General features: G+C 72.5%; 22 protein-coding genes. 4 read left to right on the top strand and 18 right to left on the bottom strand.

Annotated features, from left to right (window positions below; all coding sequences use genetic code 11):
* Window positions 1-6: 6 nt before the first annotated feature.
* Window positions 7-588, bottom strand: a complete 582-nt coding sequence (locus ACWCPN_RS19490; RefSeq protein ID WP_199212125.1) for a TetR/AcrR family transcriptional regulator — start codon at window positions 586-588, stop codon at window positions 7-9.
* A 98-nt stretch (window positions 589-686) separates the two neighbouring features.
* Here ACWCPN_RS19490 and ACWCPN_RS19485 point away from each other — a divergent pair, with 98 nt between their 5' ends.
* The gene (locus ACWCPN_RS19485; protein WP_451207596.1) at window positions 687-2,234 is read left to right on the top strand and encodes an MFS transporter; all 1,548 of its coding nucleotides are present in this window, start codon (window positions 687-689) and stop codon (window positions 2,232-2,234) included.
* A gap of 71 nt (window positions 2,235-2,305) precedes the next feature.
* Here the strand turns inward: ACWCPN_RS19485 and serA are convergent, their stop codons facing one another.
* The 6 genes from serA to ACWCPN_RS19455 all read right to left on the bottom strand — a co-directional run bounded on the left by serA (window position 2,306) and on the right by ACWCPN_RS19455 (window position 12,236).
* A complete protein-coding gene (gene serA, locus ACWCPN_RS19480; protein WP_351664469.1) occupies window positions 2,306-3,895 on the bottom strand; it encodes a phosphoglycerate dehydrogenase in 1,590 nt (529 codons plus the stop codon).
* A 230-nt stretch (window positions 3,896-4,125) separates the two neighbouring features.
* Complete coding sequence (gene ilvC, locus ACWCPN_RS19475; RefSeq protein ID WP_451207593.1) at window positions 4,126-5,124, bottom strand: ketol-acid reductoisomerase; 999 nt, start codon at window positions 5,122-5,124, stop codon at window positions 4,126-4,128.
* 118 nt (window positions 5,125-5,242) lie between these two features.
* Complete coding sequence (ilvN, locus tag ACWCPN_RS19470; RefSeq protein ID WP_030216544.1) at window positions 5,243-5,767, bottom strand: acetolactate synthase small subunit; 525 nt, start codon at window positions 5,765-5,767, stop codon at window positions 5,243-5,245.
* 28 nt (window positions 5,768-5,795) lie between these two features.
* Window positions 5,796-7,643: an acetolactate synthase large subunit gene (locus ACWCPN_RS19465; protein WP_451207590.1), complete on the bottom strand. Its 1,848-nt coding sequence runs from the start codon at window positions 7,641-7,643 to the stop codon at window positions 5,796-5,798.
* 242 nt (window positions 7,644-7,885) lie between these two features.
* Window positions 7,886-10,909 (bottom strand): putative bifunctional diguanylate cyclase/phosphodiesterase, encoded by a 3,024-nt coding sequence (locus ACWCPN_RS19460; protein ID WP_451207587.1) that lies wholly within the window; start codon window positions 10,907-10,909, stop codon window positions 7,886-7,888.
* 373 nt (window positions 10,910-11,282) lie between these two features.
* Window positions 11,283-12,236, bottom strand: coding sequence for a 2-hydroxyacid dehydrogenase (locus ACWCPN_RS19455; RefSeq protein ID WP_451207584.1), 954 nt, complete (start codon window positions 12,234-12,236; stop codon window positions 11,283-11,285).
* A 75-nt stretch (window positions 12,237-12,311) separates the two neighbouring features.
* On the opposite strand from ACWCPN_RS19455, the gene ACWCPN_RS19450 reads away from it, so the two are divergent.
* Together ACWCPN_RS19450 and ACWCPN_RS19445 are read left to right on the top strand one after the other, a co-directional pair.
* On the top strand, window positions 12,312-13,310 hold the full coding sequence (locus ACWCPN_RS19450; RefSeq protein WP_451207581.1) for an aldo/keto reductase: 999 nt from the start codon (window positions 12,312-12,314) through the stop codon (window positions 13,308-13,310).
* Window positions 13,311-13,408: 98 nt separating this feature from the next.
* On the top strand, window positions 13,409-14,578 hold the full coding sequence (locus tag ACWCPN_RS19445) for a PQQ-dependent sugar dehydrogenase (protein WP_451207578.1): 1,170 nt from the start codon (window positions 13,409-13,411) through the stop codon (window positions 14,576-14,578).
* Window positions 14,579-14,601: 23 nt separating this feature from the next.
* Here the strand turns inward: ACWCPN_RS19445 and ACWCPN_RS19440 are convergent, their stop codons facing one another.
* The 11 genes from ACWCPN_RS19440 to ACWCPN_RS19390 form a co-directional block, all read right to left on the bottom strand.
* Complete coding sequence (locus ACWCPN_RS19440) at window positions 14,602-17,646, bottom strand: helix-turn-helix transcriptional regulator (RefSeq protein WP_451207575.1); 3,045 nt, start codon at window positions 17,644-17,646, stop codon at window positions 14,602-14,604.
* 131 nt (window positions 17,647-17,777) lie between these two features.
* Window positions 17,778-17,969: a hypothetical protein gene (locus ACWCPN_RS19435; RefSeq protein WP_451207572.1), complete on the bottom strand. Its 192-nt coding sequence runs from the start codon at window positions 17,967-17,969 to the stop codon at window positions 17,778-17,780.
* A gap of 196 nt (window positions 17,970-18,165) precedes the next feature.
* Window positions 18,166-18,789: a hypothetical protein gene (locus tag ACWCPN_RS19430; RefSeq protein ID WP_451207569.1), complete on the bottom strand. Its 624-nt coding sequence runs from the start codon at window positions 18,787-18,789 to the stop codon at window positions 18,166-18,168.
* Window positions 18,790-18,824: 35 nt separating this feature from the next.
* Window positions 18,825-19,400: a GNAT family N-acetyltransferase gene (locus ACWCPN_RS19425; protein ID WP_451207566.1), complete on the bottom strand. Its 576-nt coding sequence runs from the start codon at window positions 19,398-19,400 to the stop codon at window positions 18,825-18,827.
* A gap of 67 nt (window positions 19,401-19,467) precedes the next feature.
* Window positions 19,468-19,809: a hypothetical protein gene (locus tag ACWCPN_RS19420; protein ID WP_451207563.1), complete on the bottom strand. Its 342-nt coding sequence runs from the start codon at window positions 19,807-19,809 to the stop codon at window positions 19,468-19,470.
* A gap of 129 nt (window positions 19,810-19,938) precedes the next feature.
* Window positions 19,939-21,453 carry an Asp-tRNA(Asn)/Glu-tRNA(Gln) amidotransferase subunit GatB gene (gene gatB, locus ACWCPN_RS19415; RefSeq protein ID WP_451207560.1) on the bottom strand — a complete coding sequence of 505 codons (1,515 nt, stop codon included), beginning with the start codon at window positions 21,451-21,453 and terminating at the stop codon, window positions 19,939-19,941.
* 16 nt (window positions 21,454-21,469) lie between these two features.
* The gene (locus ACWCPN_RS19410; RefSeq protein WP_199212113.1) at window positions 21,470-21,709 is read right to left on the bottom strand and encodes a hypothetical protein; all 240 of its coding nucleotides are present in this window, start codon (window positions 21,707-21,709) and stop codon (window positions 21,470-21,472) included.
* A complete protein-coding gene (gene gatA / locus ACWCPN_RS19405; RefSeq protein WP_451207557.1) occupies window positions 21,706-23,199 on the bottom strand; it encodes an Asp-tRNA(Asn)/Glu-tRNA(Gln) amidotransferase subunit GatA in 1,494 nt (497 codons plus the stop codon). The genes ACWCPN_RS19410 and gatA overlap by 4 nt, the downstream gene beginning before the upstream one ends.
* Before the next feature lie 2 nt (window positions 23,200-23,201).
* The gene (gatC, locus tag ACWCPN_RS19400) at window positions 23,202-23,498 is read right to left on the bottom strand and encodes an Asp-tRNA(Asn)/Glu-tRNA(Gln) amidotransferase subunit GatC (RefSeq protein WP_018544665.1); all 297 of its coding nucleotides are present in this window, start codon (window positions 23,496-23,498) and stop codon (window positions 23,202-23,204) included.
* A gap of 303 nt (window positions 23,499-23,801) precedes the next feature.
* On the bottom strand, window positions 23,802-24,296 hold the full coding sequence (locus ACWCPN_RS19395; protein ID WP_451207553.1) for a cupin domain-containing protein: 495 nt from the start codon (window positions 24,294-24,296) through the stop codon (window positions 23,802-23,804).
* Between the two features lie 32 nt (window positions 24,297-24,328).
* On the bottom strand, window positions 24,329-24,700 hold the full coding sequence (locus ACWCPN_RS19390; RefSeq protein WP_451207550.1) for a DUF4267 domain-containing protein: 372 nt from the start codon (window positions 24,698-24,700) through the stop codon (window positions 24,329-24,331).
* 87 nt (window positions 24,701-24,787) lie between these two features.
* Between ACWCPN_RS19390 and ACWCPN_RS19385 the strand changes: the two genes are divergently transcribed.
* Complete coding sequence (locus ACWCPN_RS19385) at window positions 24,788-25,375, top strand: TetR/AcrR family transcriptional regulator (RefSeq protein ID WP_451207547.1); 588 nt, start codon at window positions 24,788-24,790, stop codon at window positions 25,373-25,375.
* Window positions 25,376-25,379: the final 4 nt, after the last annotated feature.

Genomic DNA, 25,379 nt, shown 5'->3' with positions numbered 1-25,379 from the left:
GGACGGTCAGCGGTTCGCGGCCTCGATGACCATGCGCAGGCCCTCGGCCAGCGCGTCCCCGTCGGGAGCGGTCTTCGGGTCGAAGGTCCACTGGGCGATGAGACCGGTCATCAGGGTCACGTAGAACCTGCCGAGAGTGTCAGCGGTCTCGTCCGGGACGTCCTCCTCCCGGCCGCCCATGAGCATCGGGATGAGACCGCGGCCGGCCTCGCGCTGCGCGAGCGCCAGATGGTCGCGGACCTCGGGGAGCTGGTCGCCCATGACCACGATCTCCATACTGAGGCGCCACATCGAGCCGGGCGCGCGCATCGTGTCCACGACGTTCGACCACACCCACCGGAAGCGCTCCAGGGAACCGGGCGCACCCTCCGGCTCCACGGCGCCCCCTCCGTCGAAGGCGTCGGACAGCCCCTCCACCAGCGCGACGTACGCCTTGGCCAGCAGGGCGTCCTTCGAACCGTAGTGGTAGCCGATCGAGGCCAGGTTGGTCCCCGAGGCCTTGACGATGTCGCGCGCGGTGGTGCGCGCGAAGCCCTTCTCCAGCAGGCAGCTCTTGGCGCCTTCGAGCAGATCCTCACGGTGTCCCATGCGGTCCAGCCTAGCGCCGGATCCATACGGCCGTCCTAGACGCATGACCTATACAAGCGTTCTAGACACGCGTTTAATACGCCCGTACAGTCACCGTCATGACGAACTCGACGAGCACCGACTCCCCCGGCGGCCGCGCGGGCCGCCGCGAATGGACCGCGCTCTGCGTGCTGATGCTTCCGCTGCTGCTGGTCTCGATGGACGTCTCCGTCCTGTACTTCGCCATCCCGGCGATCAGCGCGGACCTGGAGCCGACCGGCACCCAGCAGCTGTGGATCTTCGACATCTACGCCTTCGTCCTGGCGGGCCTGCTGATGACGATGGGCTCGCTGGGCGACCGCATCGGCAGGCGCCGGCTGCTGCTGATCGGCGCGGCCGCGTTCGGCGCCGCGTCCCTGGTGGCGGCATACGCCGACAGCGCCGAGACCCTGATCGCGGCCCGCGCCGTCCTCGGCATCGGCGGCGCGACCCTGATGCCGTCGACCATGGCGCTGCTCCGCACGATGTTCACCGACCCCGCGCAGCGCGCGAAGGCGATCGGCATCTGGTCGGGCGTCATGACCGGCGGTATCGCGCTCGGTTCGGTGCTCAGCGGTGTCCTGGTCCAGTACTTCTGGTGGGGCTCGGTCTTCCTGGTCAACCTGCCGGCGATGGCACTGCTGCTGCTCCTCGGCCCGGTGCTGCTGCCCGAGTCGAGGAACCCGGAACCCGGCCGCTTCGACCTGCTGAGCGTGCCGCTGTCGATGGCCGCGGTGCTCCCCGTGATCTACGGCCTCAAGGAGATCCCGTCGGAGGGCTGGCACCCGCGGTACGTCGTCCCGGTCACCGTGGGCCTGCTCTTCGCGGCGCTGTTCGTCCACCGGCAGCGCACCGCGGCCTCACCGATGATCCCGCCGGCCCTCTTCCGCGGCCGCGGCTTCGCCCCCGCCGTCCTGCTGAACCTCGTCTCCGCGCTGGCGATGATCGGTTCGGCCTTCTTCACCACGCAGTACCTGCAGTCGGTGCTGGACAAGAGCGCGATGGAGGCGGCCCTGTGGTCGCTGCTGCCGTCGGTGCCGATCGGCCTGGCGGCCCCGGCCGCGACCGCCCTGGTCCAGCGGGGCGTCGACCGCGCCTACGTGGTCACCGCCGGCTTCGCCGTCGCGGCGGTCGGCTTCGGCATGCTGGCCCTGACCGGCACGGACTCGCTCTGGATCGTCCTCGCCGCCTGCGGGGTCCTCGCGTCCGGCATCGTCATGGTGATGTCCCAGATGACGGACCTGGCGATGGGCACGGCCCCGGTGGAGCAGGCGGGCACGGCCTCGGCTCTGCTGGAGACCGGCCAGGAGTTCGGCGGCGCGCTGGGCATGGCGGCCCTCGGCTCCATCGGTACGGCCCTGTTCCGCCACGGGATGCCGGCCTCGGCCCCGGCCGAGGCGCACGAGACCCTGGGCGGCGCGCTCGCGGTCGCCGGACGGCTGCCGGAGCGCTCGGGCGACGCCCTGGCGGCCGCGGCCCGGGAGGAGTTCACGACCGGGATGCACGGGGCGGCGATCGCGGGGGCGGCGGTGCTGGTCGTCGCGGCCGCCGCGGCGGCGGTGACACTGCGCGGGACCGGGGCGCGGCACGCTCCGGCAGCCACGGCCGGGATGGAGACAGCGGCCTGAGACGTGGCCGGACACGAGGAAGCGCCGGACGGGTCCTGGACCCGTCCGGCGCTTCCCGGTGGTCGGTCGGGTCAGACCAGGTTCACCGAGCGGGCGGAGGTCGCCCCGATCTCCTCCGCGACCTCGGCCAGCACGCCGGCGGCCACCGTGTCGTCGACGGTCAGGACGGCCAGGGCCTCCCCGCCCGCCGCCGCGCGGGCGACCTGCATACCGGCGATGTTGAGGCCGGCCTCGCCGAGGATGCGGCCGACGGTGCCGACGACACCCGGACGGTCCTCGTAGCGCAGGACGACCATGTGGTCGGCGAGGGCGAGGTCGACGTCGTAGTCGCCGACCGCGACGATCTTCTGCAGGTGCTTCGGGCCGGCCAGCGTGCCGGAGACCGACACCTCCTCGCCGCCCGCCAGCGTGCCGCGCACGGTCACCACGTTGCGGTGCTCGGCGGACTCGGAGCTGGTCGTCAGGCGCACCTCGACACCGCGCTCCTGCGCGAACAGCGGGGCGTTGACGTACGACACGGTCTCGTCGACGACGTCCTCGAAGACGCCCTTGAGCGCGGAGAGCTCGAGCACCTTCACGTCGTGCTGGGTGATCTCGCCGTAGACCTCGACGTCGAGACGGACCGCGACCTCGCCCGCGAGGGCGGTGAAGATGCGGCCGAGGCGCTCGGCGAGCGGCAGACCCGGCTTGACGTCCTCCGCGATGACACCGCCCTGCACGTTCACCGCGTCCGGCACCAGCTCGCCGGCGAGCGCCAGGCGCACCGACCGCGCGACGGCGATGCCGGCCTTCTCCTGGGCCTCGTCCGTGGACGCGCCGAGGTGCGGGGTGCAGACGACCTGGTCCAGCTCGAACAGCGGGGAGTCCGTGCAGGGCTCCTTCGCGTACACGTCGAGACCGGCGCCGGCCACCCGGCCCTCCTTCAGCGCCGCGTACAGCGCCGCCTCGTCGACGATGCCGCCGCGGGCCGCGTTGACGATGCGCACGCTGGGCTTGACCTTGCGCAGCGCCTCGTCGCCGATCAGACCGAGGGTCTCGGGGGTCTTCGGCAGGTGGACGGTGATGAAGTCGGAGACCTCGAGCAGCTCGTCGAGGGAGAGCACCTTGACGCCCATCTGCGCGGCCCGCGCGGGCTGCACGTAGGGGTCGTAGGCGACGACCTTCATGCCGAAGGCGGACATGCGCTGGGCGACGAGGGCGCCGATGCGGCCCAGGCCCACGACACCGAGGGTCTTCTCGGCCAGCTCGACACCGGTGTACTTGCTGCGCTTCCACTCGCCGTTCTTCAGCGCGGCGTTGGCCTGCGGGATGTTGCGGGCGGTGGCGAGGAGCAGACCGCAGGCGAGCTCGGCGGCGGTCACGATGTTCGAGGTCGGGGCGTTGACGACCATCACGCCGGCCTTGGTGGAGGCGGAGACGTCGACGTTGTCCAGGCCGACGCCGGCTCGCGCGACGACCTTGAGCTGCTTCGCGGCGGCGACGGCCTCCGCGTCGACCTTGGTGGCGGACCGGATCAGGATCGCGTCGACGTCGGCGATGGCGGGGAGCAGCTCGGCGCGGTCCGCGCCGTTGCAGTGCCGGATCTCGAAGTCCGGGCCAAGCGCGTCGACGGTGGCGGGCGACAGCTCTTCAGCGATGAGTACGACGGGTTTCGAGCTCACGTGAGTCCTCACAAGTCCAATGCGGACGGCCGTCCCGACGGCCGCTGGCGGTGGAGGGGGGCTAGCCGCGGAAGACGCACGACGCTGTGGGCCTGACGCGTATGTTGTGCAGCAGTCTAGTGGCGTGCAGGAGGCCGTCTTGCGCCTCTGCGGAAGGATCACCCGTCCGTGGCTGGACGGGGTGGACAAAGGGGGCCGGAGCAGTGTGCCCCGACCCCCTGACGTGGGGCTTACGCCTCCTCGTTCACCCAGCTCATCAGCTTGCGGAGCTGCTTGCCGGTGGTCTCCAGCAGGTGCTCGGAGTCCTGCTGCTTGTACTCGTTGTACTTCTTCAGGCCGCCGTGGTACTCGTCCATCCAGTTCTGGGCGAAGGAGCCGTCCTGGATCTCGGCGAGGACCTTCTTCATCTCGGCCTTGGTGGCGTCGGTGATGATGCGCGGGCCGGTGACGTAGTCGCCCCACTCGGCGGTCTCGGAGATGGACCAGCGCATCTTCTCCAGGCCGCCCTCGTACATGAGGTCCACGATCAGCTTCAGCTCGTGCAGGCACTCGAAGTAGGCGATCTCGGGCTGGTAGCCCGCCTCGGTCAGGGTCTCGAAGCCCGCCTTCACCAGCGCGGCGGTGCCACCGCACAGGACGGCCTGCTCGCCGAACAGGTCGGTCTCGGTCTCCTCGGTGAAGGTCGTCTTGATGACGCCGGCCCGGGTGCCGCCGATGCCCTTGGCGTAGGACAGGGCCAGCGCGAAGGCGTTGCCGGAGGCGTCCTGCTCGACGGCGGCGATGCAGGGAACGCCGCGGCCCTCCTCGTACTGGCGGCGGACCAGGTGGCCCGGGCCCTTCGGGGCGACCATGCAGACGTCGACGCCGGCCGGGGGCTTGATGAAGCCGAAGCGGATGTTGAAGCCGTGGCCGAAGAACAGCGCGTCGCCGTCCTTCAGGTTGGGGGCGATCGACTCCTCGTAGACCTGGCCCTGGATCGGGTCCGGGACGAGGACCATGATGACGTCGGCCTCGGCGGCGGCCTCGGCCGGGGTCACCACGCGCAGGCCCTGCTCCTCGGCCTTGGCCTTGGACTTGGAGCCCTCGTGCAGACCGACACGGACGTCGACACCGGAGTCGCGCAGCGACAGCGCGTGGGCGTGGCCCTGGCTGCCGTAGCCGATGACCGCGACCTTGCGGCCCTGGATGATGGACAGGTCGGCGTCAGCGTCGTAGAACAGCTCGGCCACTTTGGGTTCTCTCCTTGGTGTGCAGTTTCTGCTCCCACCGTATGCCGGTGAGGGGGAAGGAAGTCTCGGGGTCTCGGCATACGGGCGGACGGTGCGCGCCGGCCGCCCGTACCCAGCCTTACGCGGATCGGTCCAGAGCGCGAAGCGACCGGTCCGTGATCGAACGGGCGCCGCGGCCGATCGCGATCGTGCCGGACTGGACCAGCTCCTTGATGCCGAACGGCTCCAGCATCTTGAGCATGGCGGACAGCTTGTCGCTGGACCCGGTGGCCTCGATGGTCACGGCCTCCGGGGAGACGTCCACGGTCTTGGCGCGGAAGAGCTGGACGATCTCCACGATCTGGGAGCGGGTCTCGTTGTCGGCGCGGACCTTCACCAGGACGAGTTCGCGCTGAACGGCCTGTCCGGGCTCCAGCTCCACGATCTTCAGCACGTTGACGAGCTTGTTGAGCTGCTTGGTGACCTGCTCCAACGGGAACTCCTCGACGCTGACCACGATGGTGATCCGGGAGATGTCGGGGTGCTCGGTGACGCCCACGGCGAGCGAGTCGATGTTGAAGCCGCGACGGGAGAAGAGGGCGGCGATCCGGGCGAGGATGCCGGGGGTGTTCTCCACCAGGACGGAGAGCGTGTGCTTGGACATGTCTGGTCTTCCTCTTCGCTCTTCCGGCTCAGTCGTCTTCGCTGTCGCCGAAGTCGGGGCGGACGTCCCGGGCGGCCATGATCTCGTCGTTGGAGGTGCCGGCGGCGACCATCGGCCACACCATCGCGTCCTCGTGGACGATGAAGTCGACGACGACGGGGCGGTCGTTGATGGAGTTCGCCTCCTCGATGACCTTGTCCAAGTCCTCCGGGCGCTCGCAGCGGATCGCGTAACAGCCCATCGCCTCCGACAGCTTCACGAAGTCGGGGACCCGGGTGCCCCTGGCCTCCGGGTTGACGTCCTCCGGACCGGAGTGCAGGACGGTGTTGGAGTACCGCTGGTTGTAGAACAGGGTCTGCCACTGGCGGACCATCCCGAGGGCGCCGTTGTTGATGACGGCGACCTTGATCGGGATGTTGTTCAGGGCGCAGGTGGTCAGCTCCTGATTGGTCATCTGGAAGCAGCCGTCGCCGTCGATCGCCCACACCGTGCGGTCGGGCTGCCCGGCCTTGGCGCCCATCGCGGCCGGGACCGCGTAGCCCATGGTTCCGGCGCCGCCGGAGTTCAGCCAGGTGGCGGGCTGTTCGTACTGGATGAAGTGCGCGGACCACATCTGGTGCTGGCCGACGCCCGCCGCGAAGATCGTGCCCTCGGGCGCGAGCTGCCCGACGCGCTCGATGACGGCCTGCGGGGACAGCGAGCCGTCCTCGGGCTGGTCGTAGCCGAGCGGGTAGGTGTCGCGCCAGCGGCTCAGGTCGCTCCACCAGGCGGTGTAGTCACCCTTGTGGCCCTCGCTGTGCTCCTTCTGCACCGCCTGGACCAGGTCGGCGATGACCTCGCGGGCGTCGCCGACGATCGGCACGTCGGCGGCGCGGTTCTTGCCGATCTCGGCGGGGTCGATGTCGGCGTGGACGATCTTGGCGTACGGGGCGAAGCTGTCCAGCTTGCCGGTGACGCGGTCGTCGAAGCGGGCTCCGAGGGCGACGATCAGGTCGGCCTTCTGCAGCGCGGTGACGGCGGTGACCGCACCGTGCATGCCCGGCATTCCCACGTGCAGCGGGTGGCTGTCGGGGAACGCGCCGAGCGCCATCAGGGTGGTGGTGACGGGCGCTCCGGTGAGTTCGGCGAGGACCTTCAGCTCGGCGGTGGCCCGCGCCTTGAGGACGCCGCCGCCGACGTAGAGCACGGGACGCCTGGCCGTGGTGATCAGCTTGGCGGCCTCGCGGATCTGCTTGGCGTGCGGCTTGGTCACCGGGCGGTAGCCGGGCAGGTCCGTGACCGGCGGCCAGGAGAAGGTGGTCTTCGCCTGGAGGGCGTCCTTGGCGATGTCCACCAGGACCGGGCCGGGGCGGCCGGTGGAGGCGATGTGGAAGGCCTCCGCGATGGTCCGCGGGATGTCCTCGGCCTTGGTGACCAGGAAGTTGTGCTTGGTGATCGGCATGGTGATGCCGACGATGTCCGCCTCCTGGAAGGCGTCGGTGCCGATCGCCTTGGACGCGACCTGCCCGGTGATCGCCACGAGCGGCACCGAGTCCATGTGCGCGTCGGCGATCGGGGTGACCAGGTTGGTCGCGCCCGGGCCCGAGGTCGCCATGCAGACGCCGACCTTGCCGGTGGCCTGCGCATAACCGGTGGCCGCGTGGCCGGCGCCCTGCTCGTGCCGGACCAGGACGTGCCGGACCCGGGTGGAGTCCATCAGCGGGTCGTAAGCGGGCAGGATCGCCCCGCCGGGAATGCCGAATACCGTGTCCGCGCCGACCTCCTCGAGGGAGCGGATGAGGGACTGCGCGCCCGTGACGTGCTCGACGGGGGCGGACTGATGTCCTCCGGATCGGGGCCGGGGCTGCGGATGGGCCCCGGTGGCCTGCTCGGTCATCGGCTTCTCTTCTCGATGCTGAGGTCTTATGCGAGGTTTGGGCGGAGTCGAGGTGCCGCACGAAAGGCGCTCGTGCAACAAAAAACCCCTCGTGCCGGAAGGCAAGCGAGGGGAGCGCGCCGGGTAGGTCGCTGGGGATTCCGGATCGTCCTCCGGTGGGTCCCAGTTCAGCCGACGCGCTGTCCAAGTACGAGAATTCGGGTGCGCATGGCACTGACCCTCCCCCCGGCACGCACCACGTGTCAAGTGGGTGGGACGGGCGTCTCATTATGTGAGCGGAGTGCACTGCCACCTCCGATGACGGCGGACACTCCTCCGGTGTACACCCCCGCGGCTCCACCGGCGAACGCCGGTTCGGCGGGTGCGTGCGGCACCGGGTAATGGCCTGATCCGAGCGCCCGGCGCAGCCGGCACTCGTCCAGCATGCCCGCGAACGCGCTGCCCTGGCCGTGGGTGCAGCCCATGGCGCGCAGCACGGTCACCTGTTCCGGCAGATCCACGCCCTCGGCGACGGACTGGAGCCCGAGATCGCAGGCGATCCGGAGCAGCCCGCTGGTGATCTTGTGCAGCCGCCCCGACTCCACGACCCCCTCGACCAGCCCGCGGTCCAGCTTGAGGATGTCCACGGGCAGCCGCCGGAGGGCGGTGATGGCCGCGTGGCCGCTGCCGAAGCCGTCGAGCGCGATCCGTACGCCGAGCCGGCTGAGCGCGGTCAGCCGCCGCTCCAGTTCCTCCAGCGAGGTCCGGTGGTCGGTGTCGGTCAGCTCCAGGACCAGCGCGCCGGGCGGCAGCCCGTGCCGGTTGAGCAGGGCCTCCACGGTGCCCAGCGGCATCGAGCGGTCCAGCAGCCGCCGGGCGCTCAGCCGCACGGCGACCGGCACGACGTGTCCGGCGGCGGCCCGCTCCGCGGCCTGGTCCACCGCCTCCCGCAGGATCCAGCGGTCCAGCTCCGCGGTCTTGTCGCCGTCCTCGGCCACTCTCAGGAACTCGGCCGGGGTGAACAGCACCCCTTGGGAGGAGCGCCAGCGCGCCTGCGCGGAGACCGCCGTGATCCGGCCGTTCCCGAGGCTCACCACCGGCTGGTGCAGCAGCGTGAACTCGCCGTCGTGCAGGGCGGCGCGCAGCCGGGTGGCCAGCTCCGCCTTGCGGACGACGTCCTGCTGCATCTGCGGGCGGTACAGCTCGACGCGGCCCTTGCCGGCCGATTTCGCGCGGTACATCGCGAGGTCGGCGTTGCGCAGCAGCTCGCCCGCGCCGAGTCCCGGCTCGGCGAAGGCGACGCCGATGGAGGCGTTGACCCGGACATCGTTGCCGTCGATGGAGTAGGGCTGGGAGAGGGTGGTCCTGAGGCGGTCGGCGAGTTCCATGATGTTCCGCTCCCGGGCCGCCCGGTCCCGGGTGCCGTCCCCGGCGATCAGGGCGGCGAACTCGTCGCCGCCCAGCCGGGACGCGGTGTCCCCCTGCCGGACCGCGTCCTGGAGTCTGCGGGCGGCCTGGACGAGCAGCTCGTCCCCGGCCTGGTGCCCGATCGTGTCGTTGACGGCCTTGAAGCCGTCCAGGTCGATGAAGAGCACGGCGGTGCCGCGCAGGGCGGCGCCCCGGTCGGTGGCGCGGCGGCCGGAGAGGGCCTGCTGGACACGCCGGGTGAACAGCGCGCGGTTGGGCAGGTCGGTGAGCGGGTCGTGCTCGGCGTTGTGCTGCAGCTGGGCCTGGAGCCGGACCCTCTCGGTCACGTCCCGGCTGTTGAAGATCAGGCCGCCGTGGTGGCGGTTGACGGTGGACTCGACGTTGAGCCAGCCTCCGTCGCCCGACCGGAACCGGCACTCGATGCGGGTGGTGGGTTCGTCCAGGGGGCTGGCGGCGAGGAAGCGGCGCACCTCGTGCACCACGCAGCCCAGGTCCTCCGAGTGGATCAGCGCGGCCAGTTCGGTGCCCACCAGGTCCTCGGCGGGCCGCCCGTAGACCCCGGCGGCGGCCGGGGAGACATAGCGCAGGATGCCGTTGGGCGCGGCGATCATGATGACGTCGCTGGAGCCCTGCACCAGGGAGCGGAAGTGGTTCTCCTTCTGCGCCAGTTCCTGGGTGAGGGTGATGTTGTCCAGCAGCATGATGCCCTGCCGCATGACGAGCGCCAGCACGACGGCGCCCGCGGTGATCAGCACGACGTGGTCGGGCCTGCGGCCGTTGAGCACGTTGTAGAGGATGCCCAGGGTGCACACGGCGGCGGCCAGGTACGGCGTGAGCGCGGCCAGCGAGCCGGTGATCGGCCGTCCCGGCAGGTACCGCGGGTGGTCGCCGCCGCCCGGCGGGGGCGGGGGCACGTGAGGCTGGCCGGGGCCGCGCTGCCCCGGCACGTGCTCGTGCACGACGCGCGAGTGCCCCTCGGGCACGCGCCGTTCGCCGTCCGCCGCCCCGAGGCGGTGGGACGCGGCCCAGGGTGCGTAGGCGAGCAGCAGTGAACCGGCGAACCAGCCCGCGTCCAGCAGTTGCCCGGAGTGGTAACTGCTGTGCAGCAGAGGCGAGGTGAACAGCGCGTCGCACATCACGGTCAGGGCGAGCGCGCCGATCGCGGTGTTGACCGCCGTGCGGTTGCCCGGGGAGCGGCGGAAGTGCAGCGCGAGCACCATGCTCACGAGCGCGATGTCCAGCAGCGGGTACGCCAGCGACAGCGCCGTGTGCGCCACGCTCGGCCCGTCGAACCGGGCGGCCTGGGCCAGGGCGAGGCTCCAGGACAGGGTGAGCAGCGAGCCGCCGATCAGCCAGGCGTCCAGCGCCAGGCAGATCCAGCCCGCCCGGTTCGCCGGCCGCTGGGCGAGGACCAGCAGGCCCACGATGGCGGGCGGCGCGAAGCACAGGAAGAACAGGTCGGCGTAGCTGGGGCTGGGGACGGGCCGGTCCAGGACGACCTCGTACCACCCCCAGACCGCGTTGCCGAGGCACGCCATCGCCGAGGAGAGCGCGAAGAGCAGCCAGGCCGACCGGAAGCGGATCCGGGGCCCGCGGGCGTAGCGGAAGCAGGAGACCGCGGCGGCGCCGGCCGCGGCGCTCAGCCCGAAGTCGCCCATGAACAGCGCGACTTGCTCGGAGCCCCAGTCGAGCATCGAGCCGATCGCATAGGCCCCGCACACCAGGGCGAGGACGAGCTGGGGCACCAGCCGCGGCCCGCCGGCGGCGGACGGCGGGCGGGCGGGCGCGAGGGACGGCGGCGCCGACGGAGGCAGCGGCGTGCCGTCGAGGGTGCCCGTCAGGGCGGGCGGGGCGTTCACCGGGGCCTCCCGGTGCACGCCGCTCCCGGCTCCCCGGTGTCCCGGTGCGCCGCGAGCCTGCCGCGGCCGGCCGGTTTGCGGTGGCAGTGATGGCTCGTGTGGTGGCCGCGTCTGCACGCGGTCGTGCGCCAGGGTCCCCGCCGGCGGCTCCGCCGCGTCGGATCGTTCGTCCATAGGCCGTGCATCGCCCGTCGCCCCCCTCACAAGTCCGATCTGTCGATCCCCGGCGCCGAACGTTCGGCGGCGCAGCCCCTGTCGGGACGATACACCAGGATCGTCACTCAGGGACATAGCTTCTCTACGCTCCGTGACGACCAGCGAAGATGTCAACACGTTCCGCGCTCGAAAGATTGCGGAGGGTGCCGGGAGTGTGTCAGGTCCCCGTAGTGAGGATCACGTTCCGCAGGGGCTCGTGGTTCACGAATCGGTGCAACTGGTCCACCAGGAGCCGCTTGGCGCGCGGCAGGAAGGCCGAGGTGGGTCCGCCGACGTGCGGGCTGATGAGCACACCGGGCGCCGTCCACAGCGGGTGTCCCGGCGGCAGCGGTTCGGGGTCCGTGACGTCGAGGGCGGCCGTGATGCGCCCCTTCTCCACCTCGGTGAGCAGCGCGTTCGTGTCCACGACAGGTCCGCGGGAGACGTTGACGAGCAGCGCCCCGTCCTTCATCAGACTCAGGAAGTCCGCGTTCACCAGACCTCTGGTCGCCTCCGTCAACGGCGTGGAGAGGATCACGACGTCGGCTTTCGGAAGCAGTGAGGGCAATTCGGTGAGCGGATGCACGGGCCCGCGCGCCGTAGCGCGCCCTGAGCGCGCGACGCGCGCCACCCGCGCGAGTTCGAAGGGCGCGAGCCGGTCCTCGATGGCGGCACCGATGGCGCCGTAGCCGATGATCAGGGCGGTCTTGTCGGCGAGCGCGGGGTGGAAGCCCCCGCGCCACTCGCCCCGGTCCTGGGCCCGGACGAAGTCGGGGATGCCCCGCAGCGAGGCGAGGACGAGCGCGAGGGCCAGTTCGGCCGTGCTGGCCTCGTGGACCCCGCGCGCGTTGCAGAGCCGGACGCCCGGGGGCAGGTGCCGCAGACCCGGGTTCAGGTGGTCGACACCGGCCGACAGCGTCTGCACGACCCGCACGGTGCTCATGCGGGCCATCGGCCGCAGACCGACGGCGCTCGCCCGCATGTACGGCACGACGTAGAAGGCGCAGTCGGCCGGGTCGCCGGGAAACTCCTGCTCGCCGTCGTCGCCCCCGTCCCAGAACAGGTAACGGGGCCCCTGGGGAAGCCCTTCGATCTCCTCCGGCGCGATGGGAAGCCACACGTCTTGTGTCATGCCGAGGAGGCTATGTCAGGCGCGCGGACGGGGGGCGTTAGGTTGGGGGACCGGACGAGGGAGGTTCACGGGCAGGTGGAGCGCAGGACGATCGGCGCGGGTGCGCTCGCGGTGGGGGCCGTCGGACTCGGGTGCATGCCGATGAGCTGGGCGTACACCGGCTCCCGGCAGCGGGGCGACGAGTCGCTCAGAACCGTGCACCGGGCACTGGACCTGGGCTCGACCCTGCTGGACACGGCCGACATGTACGGCCCCTTCACCAACGAGCTGCTGCTGGGCCGGGTGCTCAGGGAGCGTCGCCGGGACGCCTTCGTGTCGACCAAGGCGGGGCTGCTCGTGGGCGAGCAGCACATCGTGGCCAACGGCCGCCCGGGCTATGTGAGACGGGCCTGCGACGCCTCGCTCAGGCGCCTGCAGACGGATGTGATCGACCTCTACCAGCTGCACCGCGCCGATCCCGAGGTCCCCGTGGAGGAGACCTGGGGCGCGATGGCCGACCTGGTGCGGGCCGGGAAGGTACGGGCACTGGGCCTGTGCGCGGTGGGCGCGCGCGCCGGCCGCCGGCCAGGCAGCCGGCTCCACGACACCACGCTGCGTCAGCTCCACCGGGTGCAGCAGGTCTTCCCGGTGAGCGCGGTGCAGGCGGAGCTGTCGGTGTGGTCGCCGGAGGCGCTGGACACGCTGCTGCCGTGGTGCGAGGCGCGGGGCGTGGGCTTCCTGGCCGCGATGCCGCTGGGCAGCGGCTTCCTGACCGGCACGCTGACGCCCGGCGAGGGCTTCGAACGGGACGACGTACGCGCCCGGCACCCCCGGTTCACGGCCGAGATGATGGCGGCCAACCAGCCGATCGTCGCCGGTCTGCGCCGCGTCGCCCGGCGGCACGGCGCGGACGTCACGGCGGCGCAGGTGGCGCTGGCCTGGGTGCTGGCGCAGGGGCGCCAGGTGATCGCGCTGCCCGGCACCAAGCGGGAGCGCTGGGCCGGGGAGAACGCTGCGGCGGCCGCACTGCGTCTGACCGCGGAGGACCTGGCGGAGGTGTCCCGGCTGCCGGCGGCACGGGGCTCCTGGGACTGAGCGGTCCCGCATGCGGCGCGCGCCGGGCGGGAACCCGGGCGGGACGGGCGGAGTATGAGAGGGAGAGGCTGTCGTACGTCCGCCACTGCGAAGGGACCATGATCGTGCAACGCCGAGTTGTGACGGCCGTGTTGGCCGCGACCGCGCTCCTGCTGACGGCGGGCTGCTCCTCCGGCGGCCAGGGCTTCCCGGCCGACGGCGGGAGCACCACGCCGAGGGGGTCGGCCACGGCCACCGCCCCGTCCGGCCGTCCCACCGAGTCGGCGCCGCCGGCCAAGGGCTCGGTGAAGGTGCTGCGCACCGTCGCCGAGGGCCTGAAGACGCCGTGGGGCCTGGCCCCGCTCCCCGACGGCGGGCTGCTGGTCTCCTCCCGGGACGACGGCACGATCACCCGCGTCGACGACAGGACGGGCCGCGAGACCGAGCTGGGCACGGTCTCGGGTGTCGCCGCGGAGGGCGAGGGCGGCCTGCTCGGCATCGCCCTCTCCCCCGGCTTCGCCTCGGACCACATGATCTACGCCTACTTCACCTCGGCCTCGGACAACCGCGTCGTGCGGATGCTGTACGACGCGGGCAAGCCGGCCGGTGAGCAACTGGGCGCCCCGGACACGGTCTTCAAGGGCATCCCCAAGGGGTTCATCCACAACGGCGGCCGGATCGCCTTCGGCCCGGACCGGATGCTGTACGCGGGCACGGGCGAGAGCGGCGACCGCGGGCTGGCCCAGGACAAGAAGTCGCTGGGCGGCAAGATCCTCCGCCTCACCCCGGAGGGCGAGCCGGCCCCCGGCAACCCGTTCCCCGGCTCCCCCGTGTACTCGTACGGCCACCGCAACGTCCAGGGGCTGGCCTGGGACTCCCGGCAGCGCCTGTTCGCCTCCGAGTTCGGCCAGGACACCTGGGACGAGCTGAACGCGATCGTGCCGGGCGGGAACTACGGCTGGCCGGACGCCGAGGGGCGGTCCTCCGGCTCGGGCTTCCGCGACCCGGTGGCCCAGTGGCACACCGACGAGGCCTCCCCGAGCGGGATCGCCTACGTCGACGGGGTCATCTGGATGGCCGGCCTGAAGGGCGAACGGCTGTGGCGCATCCCGCTGCGCGGCACCGCCGCCTCGGCGGCCCCCCAGGCGTTCCTCACCGGCGAGTACGGCAGGCTGCGCACCGTGGTCCCGGCCGGGAAGGGCAAGGTGTGGCTGGTCACGAGCAACACCGACGGCCGGGGTTCACCGAAGAAGGGGGACGACCGGGTGCTGGAGGTGTCGGTCCGCTAGCGGCCCCCTGGTGCCCGCCGCGCTCAGCCCGCCACCAGCCGGTCCTCGGTGTCCGGCGGGAACAGGCCGAGCCGGTGCGCCACCGCCGCCGCCTCGCCCCGGCCGGAGACACCGAGCTTGGCCAGGATGTTGGAGACGTGCACGCTCGCGGTCTTCGGGGAGATGAACAGCTCCTCGGCTATCTGGCGGTTGGTGCGGCCGGCCGAGACCAGGCGCAGGACGTCCCGCTCCCGGCTGGTGAGGCCGAGGGCCGACACCGGATCGGCGGGCGCGAGGGACCGGCGCGGGGCGTGGCCGAGGGTGAGCCGGGCGCGCTGGGCGAGCCGGGCGACCGCGTCGGCGAGCGGGCGGGCGCCGAGGTGGCCGGCGACCGCACCGGACAGTCTCAGCAGCTCCACGGCCCGCTCCCGGTGCTCCTCGCCGCCGTCGGTCAGCAGCGCCTGGGCGAGGCGGTGGCGGACCCGGGCCAGGTCGTAGGGGCGGTCCAGGCACTCGAAGGCCGTGACCACCGGTGACCAGGTGCCGTCGGTGTCCCGGCCCTCGGCCCGGAGCAGTTCGGCGCGGGTCCACTCGTCGTACGCCCGCCACAGGGGGGCGTCGGCGATGAGCCCGCGGGCCGCCTCGGAGAGCCGGCCGAGCATGTCCGCCCGGCCGGCCTCGGCGGCGGGCAGGGTGCCCGCGTCGGCCTCGGCGGTGGCCATCGCCAGCAGCAGCGGCCACGCGTAGCGCTGGGTGCCGGCCGGGAAGCCGGCCTCCAGGGCGGTCAGGAACTCGGCCCGTGCGTCGGCGAGCCGGCCCTCCCACGCGGCGACGCCCACGGCGATGCGGGCCAGGGGCAGCCCGTTCTGGGGCATCGGGTCGCGGGTGCCGTAGTGGGTGCGGGCGGTGGCCAGTTGGCGCGCGGCCTCCGCGCCGTCGCCGTGGGCCAGGGCGAGGTGGGCCAGGCGCAGGGCGCCCGCGCCGCGGGGTTTGGCGCTGCGCCCGATGCGGATCGCCTGCCCGGCCGCCTCGGCGGCCTCCTCCCACCGGCCCAGCGAGTACAGCGCGTCGGAGAGGTTGCCCCACACCCAGGCCTGGGAGTCGGGCAGCCCGTGGCGGCGGGTGAAGGCGATGCCCTCGCGCAGGATGGGCTCGGCGTCCCGGTCCCGGCCGACGGACTGCAGCGAGCCCGGCAGGTTCACATGGGCGCGGCCCGCCACCTGCGACACGCCCTCGGCGATCGCCTCCTCCTTGACCCGGGACATCTCCGCGAGCCCGGCCTCGATGTCACCGGCGTCGACCATGAGGCCGCCCAGGGTGAGGCGGGCGTTGAGCTCGATCTCGCGGGCGTTCACCATGCGCGCGTACTCGACGGCCTGCTCGGCGTCGGCGAGGGCCTCGGGTCCGGGCCGGTGCAGCATGGACCAGCCGGCGGCCTCGGTCAACACCTCGGCGTGCACCTCGGAGGGCGGCAGGCCCCGCACGAGTTCCTGCGCGGTGGCCAGTTCGGACCGTCCGTCGCCGCGGGCCAGGGCCTGGACCAGGCGGGAGCGCTGGACCCAGAACCAGGCGGCGCGCAGCGGGTCCGGATCGTCGTCGAGCAGTTGCAGCGCCCGCCTGACGATCTTCAGGGCGCGTTCGCGTTCGCCGCCGAAGCGCCCGGCGACCGCCGCCTCGGCCATGAGGTCGAGGTAGCGCAGCGGAGTGGTGGCCGGGTCGCAGCCGCACGGCGGGTAGACGCCGGTGTAGTCGACCGGGCGCAGGGCGGAGCGGACCTCCTGGGGCACGGTGTCCCACAGCTCCATCGCCCGCTCCAGGAGCCGAAGTTGCTCGGTGTAGGCGTGCCGGCGGCGGGCCACGACGGAGGCCTCCAGGACCGTGGGCAGGGCCTTGGCGGGGTCGTGGGCGTGGTACCAGTAGCTGGCCAGGCGCATCACCCGGGCGCCCGCGGGGACCAGCGAGGGGTCGGCCTCCAGGGCCTCGGCGTAGCGGCGGTTCAGGCGCGAGCGTTCACCGGGCAGCAGGTCGTCGGCGACGGCCTCGCGGACGAGGGCGTGCCGGAAGCGGTAGCCGTCGCCGTCCGGGGTGGCGGTGAGGATGTTGGCGCCCACGGCGGCCCGCAGGGCCTCGATGAGGTCGTCCTCGGTGAACCGGGCGACGGCGGCGATGAGCCGGTACTCCACGGTGGAGCCGCCCTCGGCGACGATCCGGGCGACCCGCTGGGCGCTCTCGGGCAGCTTCTCGACCCGGACCAGGAGCAGGTCGCGCAGGGAGTCGGAGAGGCCGGTGCAGCAGTCCTCGCAGGCGGCGACGGCCAGTTCCTCGACGAAGAAGGCGTTGCCGTCGGAGCGTTCGAAGATCGCGTCGACCTGCGCGGGGTCGGGTTCGGTGGCGAGGATGCCGGCGATCTGGCGGGCCACCTCCTCGCGGGTGAAGCGGGCGAGTTCGAGCCGGCGGACGGTGCGCAGCCGGTCGAGTTCGGCGAGCAGGGGGCGCAGCGGGTGGCGGCGGTGGATGTCGTCGGCGCGGTAGGTGGCCAGTACCAGGAGGTGGCCGGTGCGCAGGGTGCGGAAGAGATAGGCCAGCAGATGGCGGGTCGAGGCGTCGGCCCAGTGCAGGTCCTCCAGGACGAGGACGACCGTGCGCTCGGCGGCGGCCCGCTCCAGCAGCCGGGCGGTGAGTTCGAAGAGGCGGGCGGTGCCCAGCTCGTCGTGGCGGCTGGAGGCGGCCTCGCCGAGCTCGGGCAGCAGCCGGGCCAGTTCCTCCTCCTGTCCGGCCGCGGCGGCGGCGAACTCCTCGGGCAGGGCGTCGCGCAGGGCGCGCAGCGCGCTGGAGAAGGGGGCGAAGGGCAGCCCGTCGGCGCCGATCTCCACACAGCCGCCCACGGCGACGACCGCGGACCGGCGGCCGGCGACGGCGGCGAACTCCTCGACGAGGCGGGTCTTGCCGACCCCCGCCTCGCCGCCGAGCAGCAGCGCCTGCGGCTCGCCCGCGGCGGCGCGGGCGAGCGCGTCGTTCAAGGCGTCCAACTCGTCGGCGCGGCCGACGAACACGGGACTGACGGACCTGTTCTCCACGGGCCCGAGCATCGCACGAGGTCCGGAGGTCGCGGGACCCGTTTTCCACAGTATCGGTGCGATGGTCGTACGAATGGTCGGGACGACCGCGCCGGTACCGGCGCCCTCGGCGGCGCTGGTACCGGCGCCCGCGGGCCCGGCGCTCACGCGGTGCGCGGGAGCCGGTGCCGGCGGGGGCGGTCGGTATGGGGTTCGGCACCAAGGGCACCGAAGGGGGCCGTCTCCTCGCCGCGGGCGGCGCGGCGGGCGCCGGCGGCCTCGCGGGCCAGGCGCTCCTGGGCGGCCGCCCGGCGCAGCTCGGTGTGACGGAAGCGGTGGGTCTCGTACTCGTACATGGCGTGGTCCTTCCGGAGGCCGGTGTCGGCGTCGCTCGTTGCGATGCCTCCACACTCGTCCCCCAGGGGGGTCCGCCACATCGGGAGAGTTCCGCATCCTGGGGACCCGCATCCGGGCCTGGACACGGGTAAGGGGCCCCAGGGGCTCCCTAAGGTGCTCGGGGAGTCCCTAAGGCCCCTGCGGACCGGCGGGTTCTCAGCCCGTGGAGGGCAGGGCGAGCAGCGCGTCGGAGTACTTCAGGACCGCCAGCAGCAGACCGATGACGCCGAGCGAGACACCGCCCCACGCGACCGACCTGATCCACGCGGCCGACGGGCGGCCGGGGGTGCCGAACGCGGGCCGGACGAGCACGACCACGCCGGTGACCAGCGCGGCCAGCGCGAACAGGCCGGCCCACAGGGCGGTGGTGTGCCACGCGTCGCCGTAGACCTCCCTGATCTGCTTGGCGACGCTCGCGCCGGAGGAGGTCTGGAGCTGGCCGACCAGGGTCTCGCGGGCGGCGGCGACGGTACCGATCCAGCCACCGGTGAGGGAGACCAGGCCGAGCGCCGCGGAGACCACGGCACCGGCGCCCAGCCCGACCCCGGAGGGCGCCTTCTCCGCGGTCTCCTCCTCGAACGCGCCGGCCTCCTCGGGCCCCTCGGGCTCCTCCCGCTCCCCGGCCCGCGGCGCCGCGCCGGTCCCCCGGTCCTCCCCGCCGTCCCCGGCCGGGCCGGTGCCGTCCGCCGCCTTCGTGGCGTCCGTCCCGGTGGCGGCCGCCGCCTCCTCGGCCGTCCGCTCGTCGTCGGTCCTGTTGACGTCCTGTGTGTTCGTTGCCATGCCCGGCACCGTACGGATGCCGTCTGAGAGGTCTCTTAATGATCGTCCGGCGCGGTACGCGCGCGTGCCGCACGCCACTCGGGCGCCAGCACCGACCAGATCTCGGTGTCCGTGCGCACACCCCGGTACGGGTAGTTCTCCCGCAGCACGCCCTCCCGGGTCATGCCGAGGCGCCGCGCCACGCCGATGCTGGGCCCGTTGGCCGTCGACACGTGCCACTCCACCCGGTGCATGTGCCGCTCCTCGAACGCCCAGTCGAGCAGCACCCGCATGCCCCGCGTGACCAGCCCGCGCCCGGCCGCCGCCGGCTCCAGCCAGCAGCCCGCCTCGCAGACCCCGCTGGGGGTGTCCCACACCCGGAACAGCAGTCCCCCGGCCAGCCGCCCGTCCAGCCACACCCCGTGCAGGCTGCCGGTGTCGGCGCCGCGCTTCTCGGCGTACGAGGCGAGGTAGGCGCGGGCGGCGTCCAGGTCGGTCACCACGTCCGGCAGGCCGACGTGCCGGCCGATGAACTCACGTCCCCGGTCGATGTTGGCGAGCAGGTCCGCCGCGTGCCAGACCTCCAGAGGCCGCAGTTCGGCGCCGTCGTCACCCAGGGACATCGCGTACATCGCGCTGCCGCTCCTCCCGCATCACCACCGTCCGGACGTCGCTCACCCTCTCACGCGCGGGCGGCGTTCAGTCGAACTGGTCTCCGAGTGCCATGACCGCCGTACCGGCCACCAGCAGCCACAGCGCCCGGCGGGTACGGCCGCGGGCGCCGAGGACGGCGGCGAGGGCGCACAGGGCGGCGCCCAGGGCGTAGGCGGCGGCGACGAGGGCCGGGGCCGAGCCGGTGAGCCGGAGCAGCGCGGCGGCGCAGCCCGCCAGGAAGAGCAGGCCTCCGGTGCCCGCCGCGGTCCACCGGGCCCGGCGGGCGTCCTCGACGTCGTCGTGGTGGCCGTCCGGCTCGTCCGGCTCATCCGGCTCGTCCGCCTCGGCTATGACGGGTTCGGCGTCGGAATCGGTACGTCCACTCATGGCGGGTGAGCGTATAACGTCCGCCCCCGCCCGCCGCGCGGGGCCGTGACCTGGGCCGGTGCGCCCATCCGGCCGGGCGCAGCGCGACGGCCCCGGAGGATGTCCTCCGGGGCCGTCGCGTGTGGTGGCTCAGCCCTCGCTGACGCCCAGCTTCTCGAGGATCAGCTCCTTGACGCGGGCCGCGTCCGCCTGACCCCGGGTCGCCTTCATGACCGCGCCCACCAGGGCACCGGCCGCGGCCACCTTGCCACTGCGGATCTTGTCCGCGATGCCCGGGTTGCCGGCGATGGCCTCCTCGACGGCGGCGGTCAGCGCGCCCTCGTCGGAGACGACCTTCAGACCGCGCTTGTCGACCACCTCGTCCGGGGTGCCCTCGCCCGCGAGGACGCCCTCGATGACCTGGCGGGCCAGCTTGTCGTTCAGGTCACCGGAGTTCACCAGCTCGGTGACCCGGGCGACCTGCCGCGGCGTGATGGCCAGCTCGTCCAGCGACTTGCCCGACTCGTTCGCGCTGCGCGCCAGTTCGCCCATCCACCACTTGCGGGCGGAGGCCGCGTCGGCACCGGCGTCGATGGTGGCGACGATCGGGTCCAGCGCACCGGCGTTCAGGATCGCCTGCATGTCGGTGGCCGAGATGCCCCACTCGGAGAGCAGCCGGGTACGGCGGACCAGCGGCATCTCCGGCAGCGCGGCGCGGATCTCCTCGACCCACTCGCGGGACGGGGCGACCGGGACGAGGTCGGGCTCCGGGAAGTACCGGTAGTCCTCGGCCTCCTCCTTCACGCGGCCGGACGTGGTGGACCCGGTGTCCTCGTGGAAGTGCCGGGTCTCCTGCACGATCGTGCCGCCGGACGACAGCACGGCCGCGTGCCGCTGGATCTCGAAGCGGGCCGCACGCTCCACGGACCGCAGCGAGTTGACGTTCTTCGTCTCCGAACGCGTGCCGAACTTCTCGGTGCCGTTCGGACGCAGCGACAGGTTCACGTCGCAGCGCATCTGGCCCATCTCCATGCGGGCCTCGGAGACACCGAGGGCACGGATGACCTCGCGCAGCTCGCGGACGTAGGCGCGCGCGACCTCGGGGGCCCGCTCGCCGGCGCCCTCGATCGGCTTGGTGACGATCTCGATGAGCGGGATGCCCGCGCGGTTGTAGTCCAGCAGCGAGTGGGACGCGCCGTGGATACGGCCGGTGGCGCCGCCGACGTGCGTCGACTTGCCGGTGTCCTCCTCCATGTGGGCGCGCTCGATCTCCACGCGGAAGCTCTCGCCGTCCTCCAGCTGCACGTCGAGGTAGCCGTTGAAGGCGATCGGCTCGTCGTACTGGGAGGTCTGGAAGTTCTTCGGCATGTCCGGATAGAAGTAGTTCTTCCGGGCGAAGCGGCACCACTCGGCGATCTCGCAGTTCAGCGCGAGGCCGATCTTGATCGCGGACTCGACGCCGGTCGCGTTGACGACCGGGAGCGCGCCGGGCATGCCGAGGCAGACCGGGCAGGTCTGCGAGTTGGGCTCGGCGCCCAGCTCGGTCGAGCACCCGCAGAACATCTTGGTCTTGGTGCCTAGTTCGACATGGACCTCAAGGCCCATGACGGGGTCGTACGACGCCAGCGCGTCCTCGTACGACACCAGGTCGGTCGTGGTGGTCACGGTGAAAACTTCCCTCTCAGCCCAGCAGGACGTCGTCGTCGCCCAGCCGCTTCAGCTCGCGGTAGAGGATGGCGAGGCCGGTGACGATCGCGACGGCGGACACGGTGGCGTCGATCAGCCGCAGTGTGTCCTGCTCGGCGCGCGCCTTCTTGATCTGCTTGGCCACGCCGAGCGCGCTGAACGCGGTCCCGGCCATCGACAGGTACGTGCCGGACTTCGACTTCTTGAAGCCCTTGGCCTTGTTCAGTGCGCTCACAGCGACGGAGCCTCCTCGATCAGCGGGTGCCCCCACCTTTCCACGAACGCGGCCTCGACGGCGGCGCCGACCTTGTACAGCCGGTCGTCCTTGAGCGCCGGGGCGATGATCTGCAGGCCCACCGGGAGGTTGTCCTCCGGGGCGAGGCCGCAGGGCAGCGACATGGCCGCGTTGCCCGCCAGGTTGGTCGGGATGGTGCACAGGTCGGCCAGGTACATCGCCATCGGGTCGTCGGCACGCTCGCCGATCGCGAAGGCGGTGGTCGGCGTGGTCGGCGACACGATGACGTCGACCTGCTCGAAGGCCTTCTCGAAGTCACGCGTGATGAGCGTGCGGACCTTCTGCGCGGAGCCGTAGTACGCGTCGTAGTAGCCGCTCGACAGGGCGTAGGTGCCGAGCATCACGCGCCGCTTCACCTCGGGGCCGAAGCCCGCCTCACGGGTGAGGGAGGTGACCTCCTCGGCGGAGTGGCCGCCGTCGTCGCCGGTCCTGAGGCCGTAGCGCAGGCCGTCGAAGCGGGCGAGGTTCGAGGAGCACTCGGACGGCGCGATCAGGTAGTACGCGGAGAGCGCGAGGTCGAAGGACGGGCAGTCCAGCTCGACGATCTCGGCGCCCAGCTCCTTCAGCAGCTCCACCGACTCGTCGAAGCGCTGCACGACGCCGGCCTGGTAGCCCTCGCCGCGGAACTGCTTGACGACGCCGACCCGCATGCCCGCGACGCTGCCGTTGCGCGCGGCCTCGACCACCGGCGGGACCGGGGCGTCGATGGAGGTGGAGTCGAGCGGGTCGTGCCCGGCGATGACCTCGTGCAGCAGGGCCGCGTCGAGCACCGTGCGGGCGCAGGGGCCGCCCTGGTCGAGGGAGGACGAGAAGGCGACCATGCCGTAGCGGGAGACCGCGCCGTAGGTCGGCTTCACGCCCACCGTGCCGGTGACGGCGGCCGGCTGGCGGATGGAGCCGCCGGTGTCGGTGCCGATGGCGAGCGGGGCCTGGAAGGAGGCCAGCGCGGCGGAGGAACCGCCACCGGAGCCGCCGGGGATCTTGGTGAGGTCCCAGGGGTTGCCGGTCGGGCCGTAGGCGCTGTTCTCGGTGGAGGAGCCCATGGCGAACTCGTCCATGTTGGTCTTGCCGAGGATGACGACGTCGGCGGCCTTGAGCCGCTTGGTGAGCGTCGCGTCGTACGGGGGGATCCAGCCTTCGAGGATCTTGGAGCCGACGGTGGTCGGCACGCCCTCGGTGGTGAAGATGTCCTTGAGCGCGAGCGGGACGCCGGCCAGCGGGCCGAGCTTCTCGCCGCGGGCCCGCTTCTCGTCCACGGCGCGGGCCTGGGCGAGGGCGCCCTCGCGGTCGACGTGCAGGAAGGCGTGCACCTTCTCGTCGACGGCCTCGATGCGGGCGAGGTGGGCCTCGGTGACCTCGACGGCCGTCAGCTCGCCGGAGGCGATCTTCTCGGCGGTCTCGGCGGCCGTGAGCTTGATGATGTCCGTCATGGTCAGTCCTCCCCCAGGATCTGCGGCACCTTGAAACGCTGCTGCTCCTGGGCCGGGGCGCCGGAGAGCGCCTGCGCGGGGGTGAGCGAGGGACGGACCTCGTCCGCGCGCATGACGTTCGTCAGCGGCAGCGGGTGGGAGGTCGGCGGTACGTCTTGGTCGGCGACCTCGCTGACGCGGGCGACCGCGCCGATGATGTCGTCGAGCTGGCCCGCGAAGTGATCGAGTTCTTCGGGCTTCAGCTCCAGACGCGCCAGCCGGGCGAGGTGGGCGACCTCCTCGCGCGTGATGCCAGGCATGCAGCGATCCTCTGGGGTGAGTGCGTGTGGTTTGCGGCCGGGGGCCGGCGTCGCCTTCCCGCCGTCCGCCCGGAGGGCGGGCCGTGCGGCGTCTGGTGCGTGCGATCGCAAGGCGCCGGAGCGCCCTCGTGGCGGAGCCACGTGGGCGATTCGGCAACGCGGCGAGCGTGCGTGCCAGGCGTCGCGCGGCAGGCGGGAATGTGACGCCAGTCCCCAATCCTATGGGGCGGGGAGCGGTGCCCGTGAAACGGTTTGCCCGCGTCCCCGCCCGTGCCCCGGCCCGCGGCGGCCGCGCACCCCGGCTCAGCGGCGCCGGGCGTCCCAGGCGCGGCTCCTCAGGAAGTGGTTGTCGTACAGATCCTGCACCTCCAGCAGGCTCTCGGAGGTTGCCTCGCCGAGGGCGATGCGCTGGAGGTGGCGGAAGTACTCGAAGCGCTCGACACCCGGCGTGAGGACTATGAGCAGGTCGGCGCCGGCCCCGGGCACGGCGGCGAAGGCGTGCGGCCTGCCGGGCGGGACGACGACGAGGTCGCCCGGGCCGGCGGTGACGACGTCGTCGCCGGAGAGGATGTCGGCGGCGCCGTCCAGCAGGAAGAACATCTCGGCGGAGTTGTCGTGCCGGTGCGGTCGGGCGCCGTCGGCGCCCTCCCGGAGGGTGACCCGCTGGGTGGACAGCGCGCCACCGGTCGCGCTGCTGTCGGCCAGCAGGCGGACGGTGACGGGCGCGCGGCCGACCACCTCGGCCCCGGCCTCGCGGACGATCACGGTCTCGTCGAACTTCGGAACGAACAGCGACATCTTCGAACCCCCTGGTGACGGTGGTGCCGCGGTCAGACGAGGAAGAGCAGGGCGGCGCTGATCAGTACGACGACCGCCGTGGCGAAGTGGATCCCGAAGGCGACGGCCCGCGCACCACCGTGCCGCAGGACTATCAGCGTGTCACCGAGCGGCACGAGCGCCACGCAGACCATGAACCAGGCCTCGGCCCGGGCTCCGGCGAAGGCCAGCAGCGCCAGGCCCACCACTCCGAGGGCGCCGTCCCGGAGGCCCTTGATCGTGAGGTACGCCCCGGCGTCGCCGGCCGGGTCGGCCGGTACCCCGTAGCCGGCCGCGGCGGGCCGGGGCTGGAACAGGAAGCGGTATCCGAGGAACAGGCAGAACAGGTCGAGCACGACAGCCAGGGTGTACGCGGTGACGGTCACGTCATCTCTCCTTGCTAGCAGCGCTAGTGATGCAAGCGAAGCTAGCAGAGCGGCGGTAGAAACGCTAGCGGTGCTAGCATCACGGTCATGTCGATCCAGACGCGCCGGGAGCGCGAACGAGCGGAACGCGAGCGGCTGATCGTCACGGCCGCACGGGAACTCGCCGAGGCGGAGGGCTGGGACGCGGTCACCACGCGCCGGCTGGCCGCCGAGATCGAGTACAGCCAGCCCGTCCTCTACAGCCACTTCAAGGGCAAGGGCGCGATCATGGCCGCGGTCGCGGTGCAGGGCTGCGCCGACCTGGCGGCGGAGCTGCGGACGGCTCGCGCGAAGGTGCGGGATCCGCGGGACCCGCGGGAGCCACTGGCGGCGGTGGCGCGGACGTACACGTCCTTCGCGCGGCGCCGGCCGGCCCTCTACGACGCCATGTTCACCCATCTGGTGGACCTGCCGTTCGCCACGCCGGAGGCCCCCGAGGCGCTGCAGGAGGCGTTCGGGGAGCTGCTGCTCGCGGTGGAGCCGGTCGCTGCGCGGGGCGACGAGCCGGGTCTGCTCACGGAGACGTTCTGGGCGGCCCTGCACGGGCTGGTCACGCTGATGCGCAGCGGACGGCTGCCGGAGGAGGCGCACGAGCGCAGACTGGCGCTGCTGATCGGTCACTTCGCGGCGGGCTGACCGC

The organism is Streptomyces sp. NPDC002386, assembly GCF_053593175.1.
The sequence above is the reverse complement of the archived record's forward strand: the minus strand, read 5'-3'. Positions and strand labels throughout refer to the sequence as shown.